This window comes from Nocardioides sp. NPDC006273 (assembly GCF_040613495.1).
Taxonomy (GTDB): Bacteria; Actinomycetota; Actinomycetes; order Propionibacteriales; family Nocardioidaceae; genus Nocardioides.
The window spans coordinates 1-20,007 of the sequence record NZ_JBEXSD010000080.1 but is presented as its reverse complement, the minus strand read 5'-3'; the positions used below and the strand labels follow the sequence as shown (position 1 = coordinate 20,007).

At 66.2% G+C, this 20,007-nt stretch carries 10 protein-coding genes; 3 read left to right on the top strand and 7 right to left on the bottom strand.

Annotated elements, in window-relative coordinates; translation table 11 throughout:
• Positions 1-133: 133 nt before the first annotated feature.
• The 6 genes from metG to ABZZ22_RS24365 all read right to left on the bottom strand — a co-directional run bounded on the left by metG (position 134) and on the right by ABZZ22_RS24365 (position 13,976).
• Complete coding sequence (metG, locus tag ABZZ22_RS24390; RefSeq protein ID WP_354937217.1) at positions 134-1,960, bottom strand: methionine--tRNA ligase; 1,827 nt, start codon at positions 1,958-1,960, stop codon at positions 134-136.
• 48 nt (positions 1,961-2,008) lie between these two features.
• Entirely contained in the window at positions 2,009-3,232 is a 1,224-nt protein-coding gene (locus ABZZ22_RS24385) for an N-acetylmuramoyl-L-alanine amidase (RefSeq protein ID WP_354937214.1), read from the bottom strand.
• Between the two features lie 115 nt (positions 3,233-3,347).
• The gene (locus tag ABZZ22_RS24380) at positions 3,348-3,899 is read right to left on the bottom strand and encodes a maleylpyruvate isomerase family mycothiol-dependent enzyme (RefSeq protein WP_354937211.1); all 552 of its coding nucleotides are present in this window, start codon (positions 3,897-3,899) and stop codon (positions 3,348-3,350) included.
• Positions 3,900-3,911: 12 nt separating this feature from the next.
• On the bottom strand, positions 3,912-4,463 hold the full coding sequence (locus tag ABZZ22_RS24375; RefSeq protein WP_354937208.1) for a TIGR03086 family metal-binding protein: 552 nt from the start codon (positions 4,461-4,463) through the stop codon (positions 3,912-3,914).
• Positions 4,464-4,521: 58 nt separating this feature from the next.
• A complete protein-coding gene (locus ABZZ22_RS24370) occupies positions 4,522-5,151 on the bottom strand; it encodes a DsbA family protein (protein ID WP_354937200.1) in 630 nt (209 codons plus the stop codon).
• 419 nt (positions 5,152-5,570) lie between these two features.
• Entirely contained in the window at positions 5,571-13,976 is an 8,406-nt protein-coding gene (locus tag ABZZ22_RS24365; RefSeq protein ID WP_354937198.1) for a DNRLRE domain-containing protein, read from the bottom strand.
• 359 nt (positions 13,977-14,335) lie between these two features.
• Here ABZZ22_RS24365 and ABZZ22_RS24360 point away from each other — a divergent pair, with 359 nt between their 5' ends.
• The gene (locus ABZZ22_RS24360) at positions 14,336-14,590 is read left to right on the top strand and encodes a LysR family transcriptional regulator (RefSeq protein ID WP_354937195.1); all 255 of its coding nucleotides are present in this window, start codon (positions 14,336-14,338) and stop codon (positions 14,588-14,590) included.
• 131 nt (positions 14,591-14,721) lie between these two features.
• Complete coding sequence (locus tag ABZZ22_RS24355; RefSeq protein ID WP_354937192.1) at positions 14,722-15,456, top strand: L,D-transpeptidase family protein; 735 nt, start codon at positions 14,722-14,724, stop codon at positions 15,454-15,456.
• A 65-nt stretch (positions 15,457-15,521) separates the two neighbouring features.
• Here ABZZ22_RS24355 and ABZZ22_RS24350 read toward each other — a convergent pair whose 3' ends face one another.
• On the bottom strand, positions 15,522-17,183 hold the full coding sequence (locus ABZZ22_RS24350; RefSeq protein WP_354937189.1) for a CHAP domain-containing protein: 1,662 nt from the start codon (positions 17,181-17,183) through the stop codon (positions 15,522-15,524).
• Positions 17,184-17,384: 201 nt separating this feature from the next.
• Here ABZZ22_RS24350 and pepN point away from each other — a divergent pair, with 201 nt between their 5' ends.
• A complete protein-coding gene (gene pepN, locus ABZZ22_RS24345; RefSeq protein ID WP_354937186.1) occupies positions 17,385-19,943 on the top strand; it encodes an aminopeptidase N in 2,559 nt (852 codons plus the stop codon).
• The last annotated feature ends 64 nt before the right edge of the window (positions 19,944-20,007 follow it).

The following is a 20,007-nucleotide window of genomic DNA, read 5'->3' as shown; positions in this document are numbered from 1 at the left end:
GCCTCGTCTACCGTCGCCTGAAGATCCCGCGGCGGCGAGGACGGGGCTCTTCCGCGTGGACAGCCTGACGAGGCTCGTCGCCCGAGCGTACCGAAGTTCGCAGCCACTGGGTGACTGCGAACTTCGACCTACCTCACTCTTTTGGCTTGATCCCCAGCCGGTCGAGCTCCTCGTCGATCACCGACGGGTCGAGCTTCTGGAAGACCGGGGTGGGCTTGGCGACGGGGGTGCCGACGACGATCGGGTGGCGCTGCCAGATCGGCCCGCCGGAGTAGTCGCCGGTGATGATCGGGTAGGGCTTGCCGTCGTCGAGGTCGTCGACCTCCTCGATGCGGGGCATCGGGGCGACCTCGCCCTTGCCACCGAGGGCCTTGTCGATCTCGTTTGCGGAGAACGGCAGGAACGGCGACAGGATCAGGTTGAGGTCGGCCACGCACTGCGCCATCACGTGCAGCACGGTGCCGAGGCGCGCACGGTCCTCCGGAGCCTTGGCCAGCTTCCACGGCTCGAGGTCGGTGACGTACTTGTTGACCTCTCCGACGGCCCGCATCGCCTCGCCGATCGCCTGCTTCTGCCGGTGGCGGCCGATCAGGTCACCCACGGTGCCGAAGGCGCCGCCGACGGTGTCCAGGATCGCCTTGTCGGCCTCGGTCAGCTCGCCCGCAGCGGGCAGCTCACCGAAGTTCTTCGCGATCAGGGTGGCGGTGCGGTTGACCAGGTTGCCCCAACCGGCGACGAGCTCGTCGTTCGTACGCCGCACGAACTCGGCCCAGGTGAAGTCGGAGTCGTTCGACTCAGGGCCGGCGGCGGCCACGAAGTAGCGGAACGCGTCGGGCTGGTAGCGCGAGAGGAGGTCGCGCACATAGATCACGATCTTCTTCGAGGAGGAGAACTTCTTTCCCTCCATCGTCAGGTACTCGCTGGAGACGACCTCGGTCGGCAGGTTGAGAGCGCCGTACGAACCCGGCTCACCGCCCTTCGACCCCTGACCCGAGTAGGCGAGCAGCTCAGCCGGCCAGATCTGGGCGTGGAAGACGATGTTGTCCTTGCCCATGAAGTAGTACGACTCTGCCGTCTCGCCCTCTGGCGCCGCCTCGGGGTTCCACCACTGGCGCCACGCTTCGGGATCGCCGGAGCGCCGCGCCCACTCGATCGAGGCGGACAGATAGCCGATGACCGCGTCGAACCAGACATACATCCGCTTGGTCGGGTTGTCGCGCCAGCCGTCCAGAGGCACCTTGATGCCCCAGTCGATGTCGCGCGTCATCGCCCGCGGGCGGATCTCCTTGAGGATGTTCTGGCTGAACCGGATGACGTTGGGACGCCACAGGCCGGTCTGCTCACGCTCGTCGAGGAACGCGTGCAGCGCCTCGGCCAGCGCCGGCAGATCGAGGAAGAAGTGCTGGGTCTCGACGAACTCCGGCGTCTCCCCGTTGATCTTCGAGACCGGGTTGATCAGCTGGTCCGGGTCGAGCTGGTTGCCACAGGTGTCGCACTGGTCACCGCGCGCCCCGTCGGCTCCGCAGATCGGGCAGGTGCCCTCGATGTAGCGATCGGGAAGGGTCCGCCCGGTCGACGGCGAGATCGCGCCCTTCGAGGTCTGCTCGATGAAGTAGCCGTTGTTGTAGACCCCCAGGAACAGCTCCTGCACCACCGAGTGGTGGTTGGCCGAGGTGGTGCGGGTGTAGAGGTCGTACGTCAGGCCGAGCGAGATCAGGTCCTCGACGATGATCCGGTGGTTCTTGTCGACGAGCTCCTGAGGCGTCACGCCCGCCTCGTCGGCGGCAATCAGGATCGGGGTGCCGTGCTCGTCGGAGCCGGAGACCATGAGCACGTCGTGGCCCGCCATCCGCATGTACCGACTGAAGACGTCGGAGGGCACGCCGAAACCGGCGACATGGCCGATGTGGCGCGGGCCGTTGGCGTACGGCCAGGCGACTGCGGACAGAACTTTGCTCATGGCTCCATCCTAGGGAGCCTGCGTCACCGAGCCTCTATCGACACCGGCTCACGGGTTGAACATCTCGTCCCGCTTGTGAGCGTACTTCCGGATCCACGGCAGCCACTTGGCGAGCTGGGCGCCCGGGCAGGAGGTCTCGTTGGTGTGGAAGTGGCCGTCGATGACCCAGACCCGCACCCGCCGACCTGCCGGGAACCGGTCGCTCCCCTTCGAGATCGTCTCGAGCGTGCCGCGGGCGTCGCGGCCGGCCATGTCGAGCTTCCAGGCCGCCATCCGCTCGGTCTTGATGAGCGCGTCGTCGGAGGGGCGTACGTTCTCGAAGTTCCCGAGCAGGGCGATGCCCATCGACTGGTGGTTGAAGCCGCGCGTGTGGGCGCCCTTGACGAGCCGGTCGATGCCGCCGGAGCGGCCCTCCCAGGCGCGACCGTACTTGTCGATGAGGAAGTTGTAGGCGATGTCGAACCACCCCAGTGACCTGGTGTGATAGCTGTAGATGCCGCGGATGATCCCCGGCACGTCGCCCTTGGAGTAGTTGTTGCTCGTGGCGGTGTGGTGGATGTGGACCTGCTTCAGCACGGTGTTGTACTCCGGGCGGCCGTTGCGCCAGGAGTTGTTGGCACCCCACTGCGACCGGGTGAAGATCACCGGCTTCGGCGCCCACTTCGGTCTCGAGCGCGCGACCCGCCCGTTGGCACCGTCGCCCGCGCTTCCATAGCCCAGGTCGTCGGCCTCCCGCTTCGGAGCCTTGACGTCCTCCTGCGGCCCGGTGTTGATCAGAGTCAGCTTCAGCTCCTTGGGCTGCGCACCCTCGACCCGGACCTGTACGCCGCTGGCCCGGCCGGTCCACACCGGCTGGGTGCCCCGGCGCTCGACCTTGCCGCGGGCGGCGACAGCACCTTCGGCGCCGTCGGGCAGGTCCTCCTGCAGCGGCATCAGCTGCCACCCACGCCACCTATCCGACTTGCTCACCCGCACTTCGACCTTGGGCGTCTCCGCACCGGTCCAGGACACCCCGACCATCGAGAACGTCGTCGTGCTCAGCTTCTCGGTCGAGGCCGCGCTGCCCGATCGCTCGGTCAGCCTCGGCGGAAGCTTCACGTCACGAGTGGCGATGCCGTCCTCGAGACGAGGCAGCTTGATCACCTGGCCGTCCTCGGCTGCGGCTGGATCGATCCCTGGGACGAATCCAGAGCCGATGGCAGGCACGAGCAACGACGCGCCAATTACGACAGCGGTCAGGGTCACTGTGACGACGCGGGGGAAGCTGGCCATACCCCTGATTTTGGAGAACCAGAAGCCTGACATGCCGCAAACGCATGTGTTCGGTGTGTCGATCCGGCCGGTGGTCGAGCTTGTCGAGACCTGAAACCGTCGAGACCGACCTTGTTCAGGAGCCCGATTCGAACGGCACCGGCCGGCCGGCGTACGCCGCCAGGTGCTCGTAAGCCCCCGACCCCTCCGGCGCCGAGAGGGCGTCGGCGAAGGCCCGCCCCTTGCGCTCCGGCCCGAGGATCCGGTCCATCGCGACGACCGCCCGCTGGGCGACCGCCTCGTCCAGGCTGTCGGTCGGACGGCCGAGCGCCGCGCACAGGTCCCAGGTGTGGACCGCGATCTCGGCCGACTGCCAGTCGGGGTCGACCATCACCATGTCGTCGGGGCCGACCTCGCGCCACAGGTTGATCAACGCGTTGCCACGCGTACGCAGCTCCTCGCCCAGGTTGACCGCGTAGTCCTCGCGCCCGGCCCAACCTGGAGGCGAGCCCTGGAGCATCGTCACGAAGACGCGGGGCTGGGCGATCATGTGGTTGGCCAGCTTGCGCAGATCCCACTCGGGGCACGGCGTCGGCCGGGTCAGGTCGTCCGCCGTGACGGTGTCGAGAAGCTCTGCTGCCTGCGTCAGGGCCCGCTGCAGCGCGAACACCCCCATCTGGTCAACCACATGACCATGGTGTCAGGAGACCTGCCGTCCCGCGAAAGCAGCCAGCCGCTCGTACGCCCCGGCGCCCTCGGGCGCCGCCACCTCCGCACCGAACGCACCAGTGCGCATCTCCGGCTTGAGGGTCGCCTTCATGAACTCCAGCCCGACCTCGGCCAGCTCCGGGTCGAGCTCGGAGGTCGGGACGTCGAGCGCCTGCGCAAGATCCCAGGAGTGGGTGGCGTACTCGGCGACGAGCAGGCCGACCGGCACCGCCGCGCCGCCCTCCCAGCCGTCCGTGCCAGGACCCTGCTCCCAAGCACGCAGCACGTTGTCGGCGCTGGCACTGAACGCCTGCGCCCAGTCCTCGCGGACCTGCGGCGTCGGCGCGCCCCAGTCGGGCTCCCCGCCACCGATCATGGTGACGAAGTTGGTCCCGTCCGCGATCACGTGGTCGGCCAGCGCACCGACGTCCCACTGCTCGCACGGCGTCGGCCGCGAGACCGTCCCCGCGTTCACCCGGCCGAACAGGCCGCCGGTCTGGTCCAGCGCCCGCGCGAGAATTGCTGCCTCGTCTGTCGTAGTCACACTGCCAACGTACGACTCCACGGCGGCGGCGTCACTGCCAAATTCAATGACATCGGGCTCAGCTGAAGTCGAGGTCGTGGACCCGGGCGCGCTTGAGCTCGTAGACGTACGGGTAGGCGGTGATCAGCTGGAAGCCGTCCCAGAGCTTGCCGGCCTCCTCGCCCTTGGGCGCCTTGGAGATGACCGGCCCGAAGAAGGCCGAGCCGTTCATCGCGATCGTCGGGGTGCCGACGTCGTTGCCGACCTGGTCCATGCCCTCGTGGTGGGACTTCGCGATCGCCTCGTCGAGCGAGGAGTCGTCCATCGCGTCGGCGAGCTCGGCGGGCAGCCCGACCGAGGTCAGCGCCTCCTCGATCATCGCCCGGTCGAACTCGCGGCCCTCGACGTGGCGGCGGGTGCCGAACGCGGTGTAGAGCTCGGCGAGCTTCTCCTGGCCGTATTCGTTCTGCACCGCCATGGAGACCCGCACCGGGCCCCACGCGGTCTTCAGCATCTCCCGGTAGTCGTCCGGGATGTCCTTGTCCTGGTTGAGGTACGCCAGGCTCATGATGTGCCACGTCACCTCGACGTCACGCACCTTCTCCACCTCGAGGATCCAGCGCGAGGTGATCCACGCGAACGGACACGCGGGGTCGAACCAGAAGTCGGCAGCGGTCTTCTCGGGCGCAGTTGCGGTGGTCTCCGTCATATCGATCCTCAACCACTCCCGCAACGAATCTGTTCCGGTCCTGCACGCCAACAGCGCCGGCCCACCTAACCCCAACTGTCACCAGATCGTGCAGCAGTCCCATAACCAGGACCCGTCCAGGTTCGACTCCGCGGTGATCTTGGCCTTGTCAACGCGCAGGAGCCCCCATCTGCGCATTGGTCAGCGAGGCTCCGGGGAGTACAGAGTCGGCGAAGCTTCAAACCCGTCCCAGTAGATCCACAGGTGCCCGCTTCGCGGGCACCTAAACATCACCGTCGCGTCCATGTACAGCCGATCAACACTCGCAACCTCGGGAAGGTCATCAAAGACTTGGTCCGCAAGCAGATTCCATTGATACGGGTGCGGGATGTCTCCACTGGTCCGGATCGTGTAGCCACAAACACAATTGAACTTGGCCATCAGGGAAGCACCACTACATCGGAAACTCGGCTCGTGCTGTTCGCAACCCTTGCCATAATGTCTCCTAGATCCGCACGAGTAACGCCCGTCTGACTCAGATCAAGCACCACGCCACCACCCTGAACCTGCGAGCCCTTCTTCGCAATGCCCCGGATGATGTTGTTCGGATTCGAAGATGTTGGCGTGTACACGTCGTACTGCATACCATCGACCAGCAGGTCGCTCGTCGCCGTCCCGCGGGCGCCCGCAGGATCCCTCAGCTCCACGTTTCGCCCGAGCGATGCCATGTACCCCGCCGCGCGAAGCTCACTCGCCGAGGCATTCGCCGCTGTTACAGAAAGTGTCCCATTTGTTGCGGCTCTATCGGTGGATCGAACGGCGCTCACTAGGTCTTCGAAGCTCATGAGCGTCTTTGACCCGCCAGCGGCCCCAGCCGCTGGGCCCGACATCGGCAGCCCCAGCATGATGGAGAGCCAGATCGCTGCCGCCTCGTCAGGCGTCTCGGCCCACTCCTCAACTGCCTGCTCTGCGAAGTGGTCCTGACACGTGAGGAACAACTTGGTCACGCAATTCAGGACGAACACGTTGAGCTGCTCGACCAGGCCTTCGGGCTCGGCCCCCATGTCCGGGACCCAGCCCTCGTCCACACTCTGTGGAGCCTCGGACGTGTTCGGTTCGCCGCACCCAGCGCTTCCTGGGTAGCAATTGCTGTCGGCCGGCGCTGGTGCGTCACCGCCACCACCAGGCGAGTCGAGCAACATGTGCCCGTCAAACTCGATCCCCGAAATCGGGTTCCCCGCGGCGAACGCGTATCGGTTCGACGTGAACGGATCGGTACCCAGGCCCATGTCAGCCAGCGCGCCGTTGTACATGTCGCGCGTGGTGAACGTGTTCAGCCCCGGGTTGTAGTCACGGAACCCCATGTCATAGGTCCCAGAGCCCGCGTCCCAGCGCTTGCCGTTGAACCGGTACGCGTTAAACGACTCATCCGCCGGGGACTCGGAGCTTTCGGCGTCGGGCTTGTCGATACCGGTGAACTCGGCCTCATCGTTCTCCCCATAAGCGGTATAGCCATACGTCGCGACGGTCTCGCCCGCATCGTCGGTGACGGTCTCGACGTCGGTGTGGGCGTTGTAGCCGTAGTAGCCCGTCTCGCCGGCTTCGACACCTACTTCGGTGTCGGCCTGGTGGCTGACCTGAGAGAGCCGCTGACCCCAGGGCGAGTACTGGTAGGACTTGGTCAGCTCGCCGGCGACCTCCTCCCCCAAGACCTCTTGGGAGAGCCCGAGGTAGGTGTAGTCGGTCGTCTTCCCGTCCGTCCCCGACGTGGTCTTCGATGCGGTCCGGTCCAGCGGATCGTAGGTGTACCGGGTGGCCTCGAGGACACCGGCGTCGTTGGCCTTCTCGGCGACCTTGATGTGATCGAAGCCGTCGTACGTCGTCCGGGAGATGGTCTTCCCGCCGCCCACGACGCTGGTCTGGCGACCGAAGGGGTCGTATCGGTAGGAGGCGGTCTGGCCGTCGACAGTGGAGGAGAGGAGTCGGTTGCGGTCGTAGTTGAACGACGTCGACGTGCCACCGACGGTCTGCTGGATCACGTTCGCGTTCGCGTCGTGAACATAGGTCTCGGTCGAGGCGTTGTGGCCGGTCTTGGTCTTCTTCGAGAGCCGGTCGACCGGGTCATAGACATAGCTCGTGGTCGAGTCCAACGTCGCCGACGCGTCATCAGCGTTGCGCTTAGAGGCAACGTCTTCGAGCTGGTTGCCGTTCGCGTCGTACTTGTAGTCGTGCGAGGCGACCAGGGCACCCGCAGACGTCTCCTCGCGCATCGACTTCAACGCACCATCGGCCTGGAAGGCGTTGGTCGTGACGTTCCCGTTGCCCTTGGTGATCGTCTTCTGACGACCCAAGACGTCGTAGGTGTAGTTGGTGACCTTCGCAGCCTTGGTGTCGTTCAGGTCATCGACACTGACCTTGGTCAGCAGGTTCCTCGGGTCGTCGTAGACATAGTCCGAGGCCTGATCCGGGTGCGCGACCGTGAGGGGCTTGCCCAGGTTGTTGTAGGTGTAGGACGTGGTCGCTGCCGGCGATCCGGCCAGGTCCTCGCGGACCGACTTGATCTGGTTCAGGCCGTCATAGGCCATCGCGTAGGCATCCGCGTTCTTCGCGGTGCCACGCGAGGTGTCGGTGATATCGGTCAGGTTGCCGTTCAGGTCATAGCCGTACGCGAACGCCTTGTCCTCAGCATCCGTGTCCGCGGCGTTGTCACGCACCAGCCGGACCGAGTCAGCGACCACGGTCCCACCGGCCGAGGGGGCCAGCACGACGGTGACCTTCTCACCCTTCTTGAGGGTGACCTCGCCGAGGGTGTTCCACGCGGCTGCGCCGGTGGTCTGGTTGGCCGTGAAGTTCACATCCGTGCCCGCGCCGTCCCCGTGGTTCAGGGTGAACTTGGCATCGGTGGCCGCGCCGGTGACCTGCGGCCATGCCGCCGCGAGCGTGTAGGTGCCGTCCGCGGGGACGTCGAGGGTCCAGGTGAACTTGTCGGTCGACCCCGTGGCTGCAGCATGTGTGCGGTGGCTGGTGCCCTGCTGACCGGTCGCGGACGCCTTGGCCCAAGTGCCGGTCATCTCGAAGAGCCCGTTGGTGTCGTCGTCGGTGACCACCGAGTGGGACCCGACCGGGATACCGTCGTCCGCCTTGGCTTTGAGCTTCCCGTCCGGGTAGTAGGCCCACGTCATCGTCCGCGAGGCGGACCCGTCCGCCGAAGTCAGCGTCCGCGCGGTCTGGGCACCGAGGTCGTCGTACTCATAGCGAGTCTTGATCCCCCACGCATCGGTCGAGGCCTTGATCCAGCCGTTGGCGTAGTAGTCGACCGACGTGGTGTTACGGACCGTCTGACCATCCGAGGGCGGCAGGCTGGTCTTGATTGCTCGCCCGGCTGCGTCGTAGGTCGTCTCGGTGAAGACGTTCGGGTCGTTGAAACGCGCATCCGACGGGTCATAGGGCTGGTACGACCGCACCGGACGGTTGAGCTCGTCATAGGCCGTGCGAGCGACGAAGTCATCCTCGTTCGCGGTCTGCGCACCACGTGGCGTCGTGACCCGGGTCGTGTTGCCGACCTCGTCATACGCATACCGAGTCGTCCGGTAGACCGTGCTGTCGCCGGTGCCCGTCCACGGGGTCTTGGTCTCGACCTGGGAACCACGCTCGTCATAAGACGTGTACGCGGTGTGACCCTCGGCGTTGGTCGTCGACAACGTCAGACCATCAGCGTCGTACTCGGTGCTGGTGGTGTTCCCCTCGGCGTCCTTGACCGTGCGGGGCTGATGGTTGAGGTCGTAGGTCGCCTTGGAGGTGTAGTCGCTCGTGTCAGCCGACTTGGTCTTGGACGGGTCCCGGACCTCGACGACGTTTCCGACGGTGTCGTAGTCGTACTCGATCCGGTCGCCGTTGGCGTTCTCGACAGCGCTCTGCTGGTAGACCGCGTCGTAGAAGTAGCTGGTGACGAAGTCACCGGCATCGGTGGTCGCGGTGCCCTTCGGCTCCGTCGCCTTGAGCAGATTCCCGACCGTGTCGTAGGTGAACTTCGAGACCCGAGCCGCGCTCAAGGAGGTGTCCTTGGGCGCGGTCGACTCGCTCACCTGGTCAGCCGCGTCGTAGGTCGCCGTCGAGACCGCGCCGTTGGGAGCAGTCGAGACGGTGACGTTGTCGTTCGCGTCGAAAACCGGCGCCGGCGTGGTGATCGTGCGCTCCGCGGACACCTTCGTGGTCCCTGCGAGCGGTCGCCCGAAGGCGTCGTACGCCTGCGTGACCACACCGTCGAGCGGGTCCTGGACCTTGGTGACCAGGCCGCGCTCGTCGTAGGTCGTCGTGGCGATGTTGCCCTTGGCGTCCTCGGTCGTCTTCGGGTAGCCCACCGGGGTGTAGTCGCGGTACTTGGTGACGTTCTCGTTCGCGTCCTTCGCGGTCAGCAGCTGACCGAGCGAGTCATAGGTGTACGTCGTGGTGTAGTCGCCCTCGGTGGTCGTGGCCAGACCCTTGCCGTCGGTGACGGTGAGCAGGTTGCCGTAGGAGTCGTAGGAGAACTGGTTCTTCCGGCCGGCGGGGCTGGTGGTCCGGAAGATGTCGGCCGCGTAGCCGTCGGCACGGGTGGCGTACTCATACACGCTCGAACCAGCCGGAGCGGTGGCAGCCGTCTGCCCCGCCGCACACTCGGACGCGGCGGGGGCACCGCCGTGGGCCTTGTTCTGCTCCGGGTCGCGCTGCCAGATCGGATAACCCGTCTTCGGGTCGTAGCAGTAGGCGGTGACCGCGCCGTTGGCCTCGGTCAGGGTGCGGGTGTTGTTGTCGCCGTCCCAGGTCAGCTCGACCTTCTGGTCCTTCGCGTTCGTCACGCTCCGGGGCCGGCCGAGGTTGTCCGAGACGTACTTCGTCGCATGGGCCTCGGAGTCGGTGACCGTGGTGTCGACCCAGGTGTCGGTGGTCGCGTTGGTGACGTAGTCGAAGCCGGTGGTGTGGTTCAGGCGGTCGGTGATGGTCTGCAGCGACCAGTGGTCCTTCGGGTCGTCGCCCTGCGAGGGGGCGTAGTAGTCCATCGACGTGGAGTTGCCACGCGGGTCGGTGACCTTGGTGAGCTTGACGTTCTTGTTGCCCTGGTCGGCGTCGTAAGTGAACTTGAACGACTTCGCGATCGAGTCGCCGGCGCCGTTCTTGGCGCCGGCGCCGTCGACCATCCGGCCCATCAGGCCCTTGTCGGTGTAGTAGAACTCGACGCGTCGCCCCGAGATGTCGGTGATGGCGCGGACGTGGTCGTAGATCTTCGAGTTCGTCAGCTTCCCGGACTCGGTCACTAGGTTGCCGGTGGCCGGATCGACGTGGGTGTAGCCGGACTGGCCCTTCTCCCAGTAGTCGATCTCGAGGGTGCGGCGCCCTGAGGGGTCGGTGATGTAGGTCAGGAACTTCCGCGGCTGGTTGTTGGACTTGCGCTCGGTGTAGGTGAACGTCTGGGTGTTCCCGTTCTTGTCCACCACGGACGTCATGTAGCCGTCACACCCGAAGATGAACCGGGTGCCATCGGGACGCAGCAGGGTCCAGGCGTCCGGGATCGGGTCCTTCTCGGGCGTACAGTCCAGACCCGCCTTCGGGGTGAGCCGATAGTTCACACCCTTGGGCGCGATCCACTCGCCTGTCGTGGCGTCCTTCTTGAACAGGTGGGTCGTGCCGTCACCGTCTGGGAGCCGGATCTCGGTCGGTCTCGGGTTCGGGTGGAAGTCCAGCGGGGCACCCAGGCGGGTGATGCCGGCGATCTGGCCGGACCAGCCGAAACCGAGGACCGTGTCGGAGGTGTCCTGGGAGTTGTAGGCAAACCGGCCGAACGTCGACAGACCACGACCCGGGTTCGAGAAGGCGTCATAGGACCAGACCGCGTTGCCGGAGGCGACGTTGCCCATCAGGGTGCCACCTGCGCCCGTGTTCTTCCCGACGTAGGAGTAGAACGACTCCAGGCCCAACTGGTCGGAAGTCGGTTCCTCGACCGCGACCTCCTGCTTCAACCCGGGTGCCGCAACCGCCCCGGTGGAGGCGTCCTCGACCTTCCAGGTCAGCGTGTAATCCGTGCGTACGTTGTCGGTGTCGGAATCGGCTGGGGCCTTGACCTTCGCCGAGACGGTCTGGGACTGGCCCGGCGCCAATGCGCTGGGCATGGTCGTCTTCAGCTTCGTGGTTCCGGTGACATCGGTGCCGTCGGGCAGCTGCCAGGAGTAGGTGAGCACCTTGCCCGAGGCGGCCCAGTCGGCGGCGGTGGTGTTGGTGACCGTCACCGGCACCGTGGCGGTGGCGCCGGCCGCGACCCGGGTGGGGGTCGAGGGTGCGTAGTAGGTGTCCTCCGGGGTGGCGTCGACATAGATGACCCTCAGCAGGGGGCCGAGCTGCCAGTCCGGAGCCTCCGCCGAGAGCCATAGTGTCCGCTCCTGCGGGCCGTTGCTGGACTCATCGGCGAGCTTGACCAGCGCACCACGGTTTCCTACCGGGTTCGTCACCCACCGCTGGGTCATCCCGGTCGCGTCCCACCAGTGGCGGCCCACGTCATGGACCGACTCCACGATGTCGGCCGTGTTCGGACCGAAGTCACCGCCCGGCGTCGACCACGAGGTCGACCCGTCGGTCGTGTTCCAGGTCGCCCCGGTCTCGGTCCACGCACCCGCCGTCATCCGGCGAAGCTGATAGGTCGCACCGTCAGATCCAGTGGTGGTCTCGGCACCCCACATGAACATCCGCGACTCCAACACCTTCGCCGTGGCCGGGATCGGTGTCGTGTCGAACTTCATCAAGGCCCGTGCGTTGCCATAGGACGGCGACGAGTTCCCGACCGAAAGCCATGACTGCGGCCCGTAGATGTTGATCGTGTCCAGATTCGTGGTCGGCTTCCCCGACGACAACGTGGTGTCGGTGACCTGCGACGGGCCTTGGATCAGCCGCATCGTCCGGCCCGCCTTCGGCACACCCACCAGACGCGTCGGCGATCCGATCAGCTCGTTCGCCTTCGTCTTGACCACGATCTGGTAGTAGTAGCTGCGGCCGATCTCGCTCTCAGAGGAATCGGCTGTCGGCGTGGCCGTCGTGTCCGTGAACGAGGTCGCGGACGAGTTGATCGGCGCGACCAGTGTCGCCGCGGACGGGTTGAACGCCTGCCGGGTCGAACGGTGCAACTGGTACTCGACGATGTCGTCGCTGGTCGAGCCCGTGCTGTTCACGTACGCCGGCCAGTGCAGCTCCGGACCCGTCGAGTGGACCACCTGCGGCGACTCCAACGCGGTGCCGACCTTGCCGTAGGTCACCGTCAGCCGCGGCAGCGTCGAGGTCTCCGCGCCGTAGTCGCCATCGCCCGCCTCATACCGCGGCCCACCCAACGGCGCCGTGCTCGACTCATCGGCCGCCCGCAGCACGAACCCGTAGTTGCCGACCTTTCCGTCCAGCATGTTCTGAACCGGCTGCTTGAGATTGAACTTGTGCCAGGAGTTGAACTGGTTGACCGGCTTGGTCACCGTGTCGTTGACATAGTTGGAGACCAGACCCTTCGTGGTGTTCCAGGTCGCCGTCGACTCGGTCCAGTCGCTCAGCGCCCGACGCACCTGGACATCAACCGCATTGCCGTTCGTCTCGTGAGCCTGGTCGAAGTAGAGCTCCATCGTCGCCGAGGTGATCGGCGTGTTCGCCGGGATCTCCGTCAACGGAAACTTGATCAGCGACCGCGCCTTCAACCCACCGGACCCGACACCGACCGAGAGCTTCCACGAGGTGTTGTAGTTCGTGTCCGGCGCCGTCGAGATCACCATCGCGTCCTGCGAGGCGGACGCGTTCGGCGTGATCGTGATCGTCGGGTCGATCCGGATCTCGCCCTCACGCTCCGGCGAGGTCAGCCACTCCATGTCCGGCTCGAGCTCGACCTTCCAGGCGCCGTCCTCGTCGCCACCTTCACGCAGGAGGCGCTGCTTCACCTTGCCCGAGTAGGAGGTGCCGTACGGCGAGGAGGCGTCCTTCTTCTCATCGGTCATGTAGGCGGCCGGGATGACCATCACCGGGGTGTTCGCGAGCTCGCCGTAGATGCCGATCGACCCATCGGGGTGCTCGACCGGGTAGAGATCCTTCGAGACGTCCAGGGTGAAGGTGTAGACCAGCTGCTCGGTGCCCTTCGCCGGAGCCTTGTCCAAGACGATGAACTCCTGGACGCGACCCGGTCCGGTGACGTACTCGAGGTCGGTGCCCTTGCCGAACGCGTCAGCGTAGACGACCTTCGAGCCCTTCGCGGATGGCTTCAGGCTCTTCGCCTCGGCCCCGTCCAGACCCAGGGTTGCGGTCTGACCTTCAGGCGCGGTGAACTTCACCAGCTTCTCGGGCCGGTCCGAGAACCAAGAACGACCGCTGTTGGTCGTGTTCGCGAAGACGAACGCCTTGTCAGCCGAGGTACCGACCGTCGTGTCGATGGGCTTCCACGTGGCGTTCTTTCCCGAGCCCGACCGGTACGAGGTCGGTTTCGGAGACAGCTCGACCTGGGTACGCCCATCGCTCAGGCGCCAGTAGCGGGCGCTCTCGGACCGCTTCGAGGTCAGCTCCTTGACCCGCTTCGCCTTCGGGTCGTACTTCGGCGCATGCCCAAAGGTTGACTTGTGCTTGCGGTCCTTGACCGAGGCACCCTTCGCTTTCGGCGCCGGATCGAGGTCGTCGTCTTCCGCCGCGTCGCCATCGTCGCCGCCACCGAACAGCCCGGCGAACCAGCCACCATCGTCATCGTCTTGCTCAGGGCCAGATGCGGCCTCGCGGGCAGCCGCGGCGTCCGCCTCCGAGACGTCGTCCTTCGCCGCGGCCGGCGAGATCGGCGAAAGCACTCCCAGCACCAGCGCCACCGCCGTCACCGCGACCAAAACGGCTCGCCGAACTACGTGGCGTACGACGGCAAATGAGGTGAACAGACGACCAAGGCGACCGAGACGGCCCATGACGCACTCCTGCAGGCTCAACAGTGGGGGATGCCTATGCCCGTCCCGGTACGGCACACATGCAGGCTCAGATCTTTACGAAACGGCGAGCGGCGGCGCCACCTTCGCCAACGAACTGTTGCGCTTTGAATTCCTCTGCAACGGTTTCGTGTCATCTATCGGCAGACAAGCGCAAAAGACTTCTAAAAGCCCCCCGAGATCGGTTTAGATGCCTCCGCCCCACACTCGGCGGGGCTCTCGGCGTCCACTCAGGGAGGACAACACCAATGCACACCAGCTGGATCAAGGCACTCGTCGCAGCCGTCGAATACGGCAGCGTCGAAGCCGCAGCCCGGGCCCACAACATGACTCGGCAGGGGCTTCGCAAGCGGATCTCCAACCTCGAGGCCGCGACGGGGGTCGAGCTCCTCGCCGCCGACGCTCGCGGGACCCTCACCAAGGCCGGCGAGGAGCGATTCAAGAAGTTTCAGCAGATCCTCGACGCCGCAGACGAGGTGCTCAACCTCGAGCCGGCCGCCTGACCCACGACTGCGGCCGGAGCGATTTGTTCCGGACTCGTTACCGCTACGCGCAGATAGTCCTTTACTTACCGGAGTAAGGTTCCGCGCCTTGCCACCACCGGAGTGGCCAGATCCCCCACGAAAGAAAGTCGATGTCTCTCTCGTTCAGCCCCTCGAAGAAGACGATGCTCGCGTCGATCATCGCGTTCGTCACCGCGAGCGCGGCCGCGGTCGCCTTGTTCGTCAACAACGCCGACGCGTCCACCAAGGTCGTGCTCGACGGGGTCACCGTCACCGTCCCCTACGGCGGGACGCAGGTCGTCACCGTCAACACCAAGTACAAGACCCACGCCAACGTCCGCTACTGGACCAAAGCCAACGGCCGCTGGACCCAGCAGTTCATGACCGTCAAGGGCCGAATCGGCGCCGGCGGCGTCGTGCCGCGCGCCGAGCGCAAGCAGGGCACCAGCACCACCCCGCTCGGCACCTTCAGTCTGATGTCCACCTTCGGCAGGCACGCCAAGGCGAGCACGCAGAAGCTCTCCCACCGTCGCATCACCAGCGACCTCTACTGGGTCCAGGACAACAACTCGCGCTACTACAACCGCTACCGCCTCAAGTCCAAGGGCGGTTTCCGCTGGTGGCTCCCGGCCAGCGACGTGAACAGCTCCGAGCGGCTCGCGTCCTACCCGACCCAGTACGAGTACAGCGTCGTCATCAAGTACAACTACACCAACCCGGTCCGCTACCGCGGCGCCGGCATCTTCCTCCACGTCAACGGCTCCGGCGCCACCGGCGGCTGCGTCAGCGTCCCGCGCTGGATGATGAAGGAGCTCTTCACCAAGCTCGACCCGGCCAAGAAGCCGGTCATCGCCATCGGCGCCTGACCGAGGAATCACCGTGGGCCGGAGCGAGATCGCTCCGGCCCACGGCCATGTTGATGTGGGATCGGTCAGCTGACCGTGGCCCAGTCACCCCCGCTCGCCCAGTAGGCGACCTCGTCGCCGCGGTAGTAGACCTTCACCACGTACTCGTCGGGCGGGAGCTTGACGAAGGTGACACTGGTAGAACCTCCGCTGAGCGCTTGGGTGACCTTGCGGTCGCCGTTGGTCACGATCGTGACGCTGCCGGTCGGGGTGTAGCCCGACGCAGTGACGTCGACGTCGACCTTGGCCTGCCCCGAGCCGTCCGTGGCCACCACATCGACGCGGGGCTTGACGCGCACCAGGCCGCTGGGGCCGTACGTCTTGGTCAGCGTCTGGCCGCTGCTGGAGCGGGCGATCACGGTGACGCTGAGCCGGCGACCGACGTCGGATGCCGTCGGGCGGTACTTCTCGGTCGTCGCCCCGGAGATCGGCGTGCCTTCGCGCGTCCACTGGTAGGAGAGGTCCACCGATTCGCTGAAGCTCCCCGGAGCGACCTGCATCAGGCCTCCGAGACGAGTGCCGCCCTTCACATAGCCGGCCGCTGTCTGGGTCAGCGACCCGCTCGTCGGCTCCGGCTCCGCGGGCTGCTGCGGAGCCTTGCCACCGCCGACGAGAGACGTGGCGAAGGCGTAGGAGTGCTTCGGCTTGTAGCCGTCCTGGACGCCGACGACGACCGCGCCGACCCTCTTCCCGGAGGCCGCGGCGGGCACCTTCAGGAAACGGGACTTGGTGCGCGCGATCAGCTGCTTGTCGGCGTACCACCTGACCTCGCCGATCTTGGCCGACGGCTCGTAGGCCGCTCCGCCGACGGAGATCGTCGAGCCGACCTTCTGGTCTCCGGAGATCTTCGGCTGCTTCAGGACCCTGAACGTCCCCTGCCTGATCGGCGGCAGGATCTCGCTCATCGTCTTGGCGTCGCTGTAGTCCCGGCGGGTGCCGGTGAGCACCGCCGCGATCTGCTTGCCGGCGAGGTGGCCGGGGATGCGGAAGGTCTTGTTGGTCGCACCCGGGATCGGCTTCTTGTCCACGATCCACTGGTAGCGGATCTTGTTCGGGTTCGGGCTCCACGAGCCGGTGTTGACCGTGACCGCCTTGCCGACCTGGGCCGTGCCCTCGACCGTGGGCGCCTTGGTCACCGAGAGGCGCTTGTCGTTGAAGTGGATGAACCCGGTCGGGTAGTTCGTGGAGCCCTTGCCGATCCGGCGCCAGCTGATGTCGCTGCCGTAGTTGGACTCCGAGATCGTGATCGAGCTCGAGTCGACCCGCTCGACCATCGCGACGTGCCCGAAGCGACTCGCGCTCGGGTGCGAGGAGTGCCACCAAGCGACCGAGCCCACGGTCGGGGTCCGGTTGGTCAGCTTGCTCATCGCCACGCCCCAGTTGGTCGCGTTGCCCTCGCCCGACCAGGGGCGAGCGTTCGGCAGACCGGTCTGGATCAGCTTGTACGCCACGTAGTTGGTGCAGTTCCTACCGGCGTACATCCGCCAGTACATGCTCCCCCAGGCATTCTCGTATCCGCCCGTGGGATAGCCCTTGCTGCGGCAGTCCGAGAAGCCGGAGCAGAGCGTCGTGGAGCCCGCATGCGCCGGTGATGCCAACTCAGGGGTTGCTTGCACACCGAGGCCGACGAGCAGCAGAACCGCGCCGGTACCCAAGGCCCGGCGCAGCGCCCCGCCAGGCTTCCCCACCTGGCGCGACTCATGTGAATACTGATGTTTCTGTGACTTAAGGGGCACATGAGCACCCTAGGGAAAGTTGTCAATCATTGATACCGGTGTGTCGGAATTACAACACTGTATTTTTACCTTTCACGCTCAGTAACACCCAAGAACGGTCAACAAACGCGATCTGGATGTCTCGAAGTCCGGTCAGAATGAGAGGATCCACGCATGCCTGGAACCAATCTCACGCGTGCCGAAGCCACCGCTAGAGCCGCCCTCCTCGACGTCCTCTCGTACGACATCGATCTCGACCTCACCACGGGTACCGAGACCTTCGGTTCGACGACGACGATCACCTTCACCTCCACCGAGGCCGGCGCCTCGACGTTCGCCGATCTCGTCGACGCGACCGTCCACGAGATCACTCTCAACGGCGTCGCGCTCGACCCCGCGGTGGCTTACCAGGATTCTCGGATTCTTCTCGACGGCCTCGCTGCCGAGAACGTGCTCATCGTCAAGGCCGACTGCACCTACTCCCACACCGGCGAGGGCCTGCACCGCTTCGTCGACCCTGCCGACGACCGCGTCTACCTCTACTCCCAGTTCGAGGTCCCCGACGCTCGCCGCGTCTACACCACCTTCGAGCAGCCCGACCTCAAGTCCGTCTTCACCTTCCACGTGACCGCTCCCGAGGGCTGGAAGGTCGTCTCCAACGCTGTCACCCCCGAGCCGAAGCCGCTGGGGGTCTCGACAGGCTTGACCACCGTGGCGCGCTGGGACTTCGAGCCCACCAAGAAGATGTCGACCTACATCACCGCGCTGATCGCCGGTGAGTACCACGAGGTCCAGGACGTCTACGAGGGCAAGTTCGGCACCATCCCGCTGGGCCACTACTGCCGCCAGTCGCTGGTCCCCCACCTCGACCGCGACGAGGTCGTGAAGATCACCAAGCAGGGCTTCGAGTTCTTCGAGGATGCCTTCGACTTCCCCTACCCGTTCGGGAAGTACGACCAGCTCTACGTGCCTGAGTACAACATGGGCGCGATGGAGAACGCCGGCGCCGTGACGCTGCGCGACGAATACCTGCCGCGCTCCAAGCAGCCGCGCTCCTTCTACGACTTCCGCGCCTCGGTGATCCTCCACGAGATGGCGCACATGTGGTTCGGCGACCTGGTCACCATGAAGTGGTGGGACGACTTGTGGCTCAACGAGTCCTTCGCCGAGTGGGCCTGCTACCACGCCCAGGCCAACGCGACGGAGTTCACCGACGCCTGGACCGGCTTCACCAACGCCCGCAAGCAGACCGGCTACCGCCAGGACCAGCTGCCCACCACGCACCCGATCGCCGCGGACAACTACGACCTGCAGGCCGTCGAGGTCAACTTCGACATGATCACCTACGCCAAGGGTGCTTCCGTCCTGAAGCAGCTGGTGGCATGGGTCGGGCTGGAGCCGTTCCTGGACGGCCTGAAGGCCTACTTCAAGGAGTTCGCCTACGGGAACTCCGAGTTCAAGGACCTGCTGCGCCACCTCGAGGCCTCCTCCGGGCGTGAGCTCCAGGGCTGGGCGCAGGAGTGGCTGCAGACCGCCGGCGTCAACACCCTCGCGCCGTCGTTCGAGCTGGCCGAGGACGGGACGTACGCCTCGTTCGCGGTCGAGCAGAGCGCTGCCGCCGACTACCCGACGCTGCGTCGTCACCGCATCGGCCTCGGTCTCTACGACCTCATCGACGGCTCGCTCGTCCGCCGCGACGCGTTCGAGATCGACGTCACCGGTGAGCTGACCTCGGTTCCGCAGCTCGAAGGCGTCAAGCAGCCCGACCTGCTGCTGCTGAACGAGGGCGACCTGACGTACGCCAAGATCCGGCTCGACGAGCGCTCGCTGGCCACCGCCCTGTCGTCGCTCTCCGCGCTGGACGACTCGCTCTCGCGCGCACTGATCTGGGGGGCCGCCTGGGACATGACCCGCGATGCCGAGATGCGGGCGACCGACTTCGTCGAGCTCGTGCTGGCCAACATCGGCCAGGAGACCGACGCCTGGGGCGTCACCCGGATCCCGGTCTTCGCCGCCCAGGCGGTGGGCTCGTTCTCCGCTCCGGCCAACCGCGCCGCCCTCAAGGCGCGCTGGGAGACCGGGCTCAAGAGCCTGCTGGAGGCTGCTGCCCCGGGCAGCGACCACCAGCTGACCTTCGCCCGGACGTACGCCGCGGCGGGCCGCTCCGAGGCCGCGATCGCCGATCTCCAGGGGCTGCTCTCCGGCGACCTGGCCTTCGACGGTCTCGAGGTCGACCAGGACCTGCGCTGGGCGCTCGTCACCGGCCTGGCCGCCTCGGGCACCTTCGGCGAGGCCGAGATCGACGCCGAGCTCGAGCGCGACAACACCATCTCCGGCAAGGAGAAGGCCGCCGCCGCCCGCGCCGCGCAGCCGACCGCCGAGGCCAAGGAAGCGGCCTGGGAGTCGGTCGTCGTCCGCACCGACGTGGCCAACGAGACCGCGCGCTCGATCGTGCTCTCGTTCCAGCGCACCGGGCAGGACGAGGTGCTCGCGCCCTTCGTCGACCGCTACTTCGAGGCCGCCGACACGCTCTGGGAGCACCTCGGCACCCACCGCGCCTCGACGGTGCTGGAGTACATCTTCCCGAAACCGGCCGCCTCCCCGGAGCTCCTGGAGAAGGCCGACAAGTGGCTGGAGACCTCCCCCGCCGAGCCCGCCGCCAAGCGGTACGTCCGCGAAGGACGTGACGAGGTCGCCCGCGCCCTCGCCGCCCAGGAGCGCGACGCGCAGTAGCCCGACCGCCGAGTCGGCGCGTCCTGACCACCATCCCCGCCGAGTCGGCGCGTTCTAACGCGCC

What these genes read in the sequence shown, in the direction of transcription:
- ABZZ22_RS24385 (WP_354937214.1), bottom strand. Translation starts at nt 3,232, where the DNA reads ATGGCCAGCTTCCCCCGCGTCGTCACAGTGACCCTGACCGCTGTCGTA.
- ABZZ22_RS24355 (WP_354937192.1), top strand. Translation starts at nt 14,722, where the DNA reads ATGTCTCTCTCGTTCAGCCCCTCGAAGAAGACGATGCTCGCGTCGATC.
- ABZZ22_RS24370 (WP_354937200.1), bottom strand. Translation starts at nt 5,151, where the DNA reads ATGACGGAGACCACCGCAACTGCGCCCGAGAAGACCGCTGCCGACTTC.
- metG (WP_354937217.1), bottom strand. Translation starts at nt 1,960, where the DNA reads ATGAGCAAAGTTCTGTCCGCAGTCGCCTGGCCGTACGCCAACGGCCCG.
- ABZZ22_RS24360 (WP_354937195.1), top strand. Translation starts at nt 14,336, where the DNA reads ATGCACACCAGCTGGATCAAGGCACTCGTCGCAGCCGTCGAATACGGC.
- pepN (WP_354937186.1), top strand. Translation starts at nt 17,385, where the DNA reads ATGCCTGGAACCAATCTCACGCGTGCCGAAGCCACCGCTAGAGCCGCC.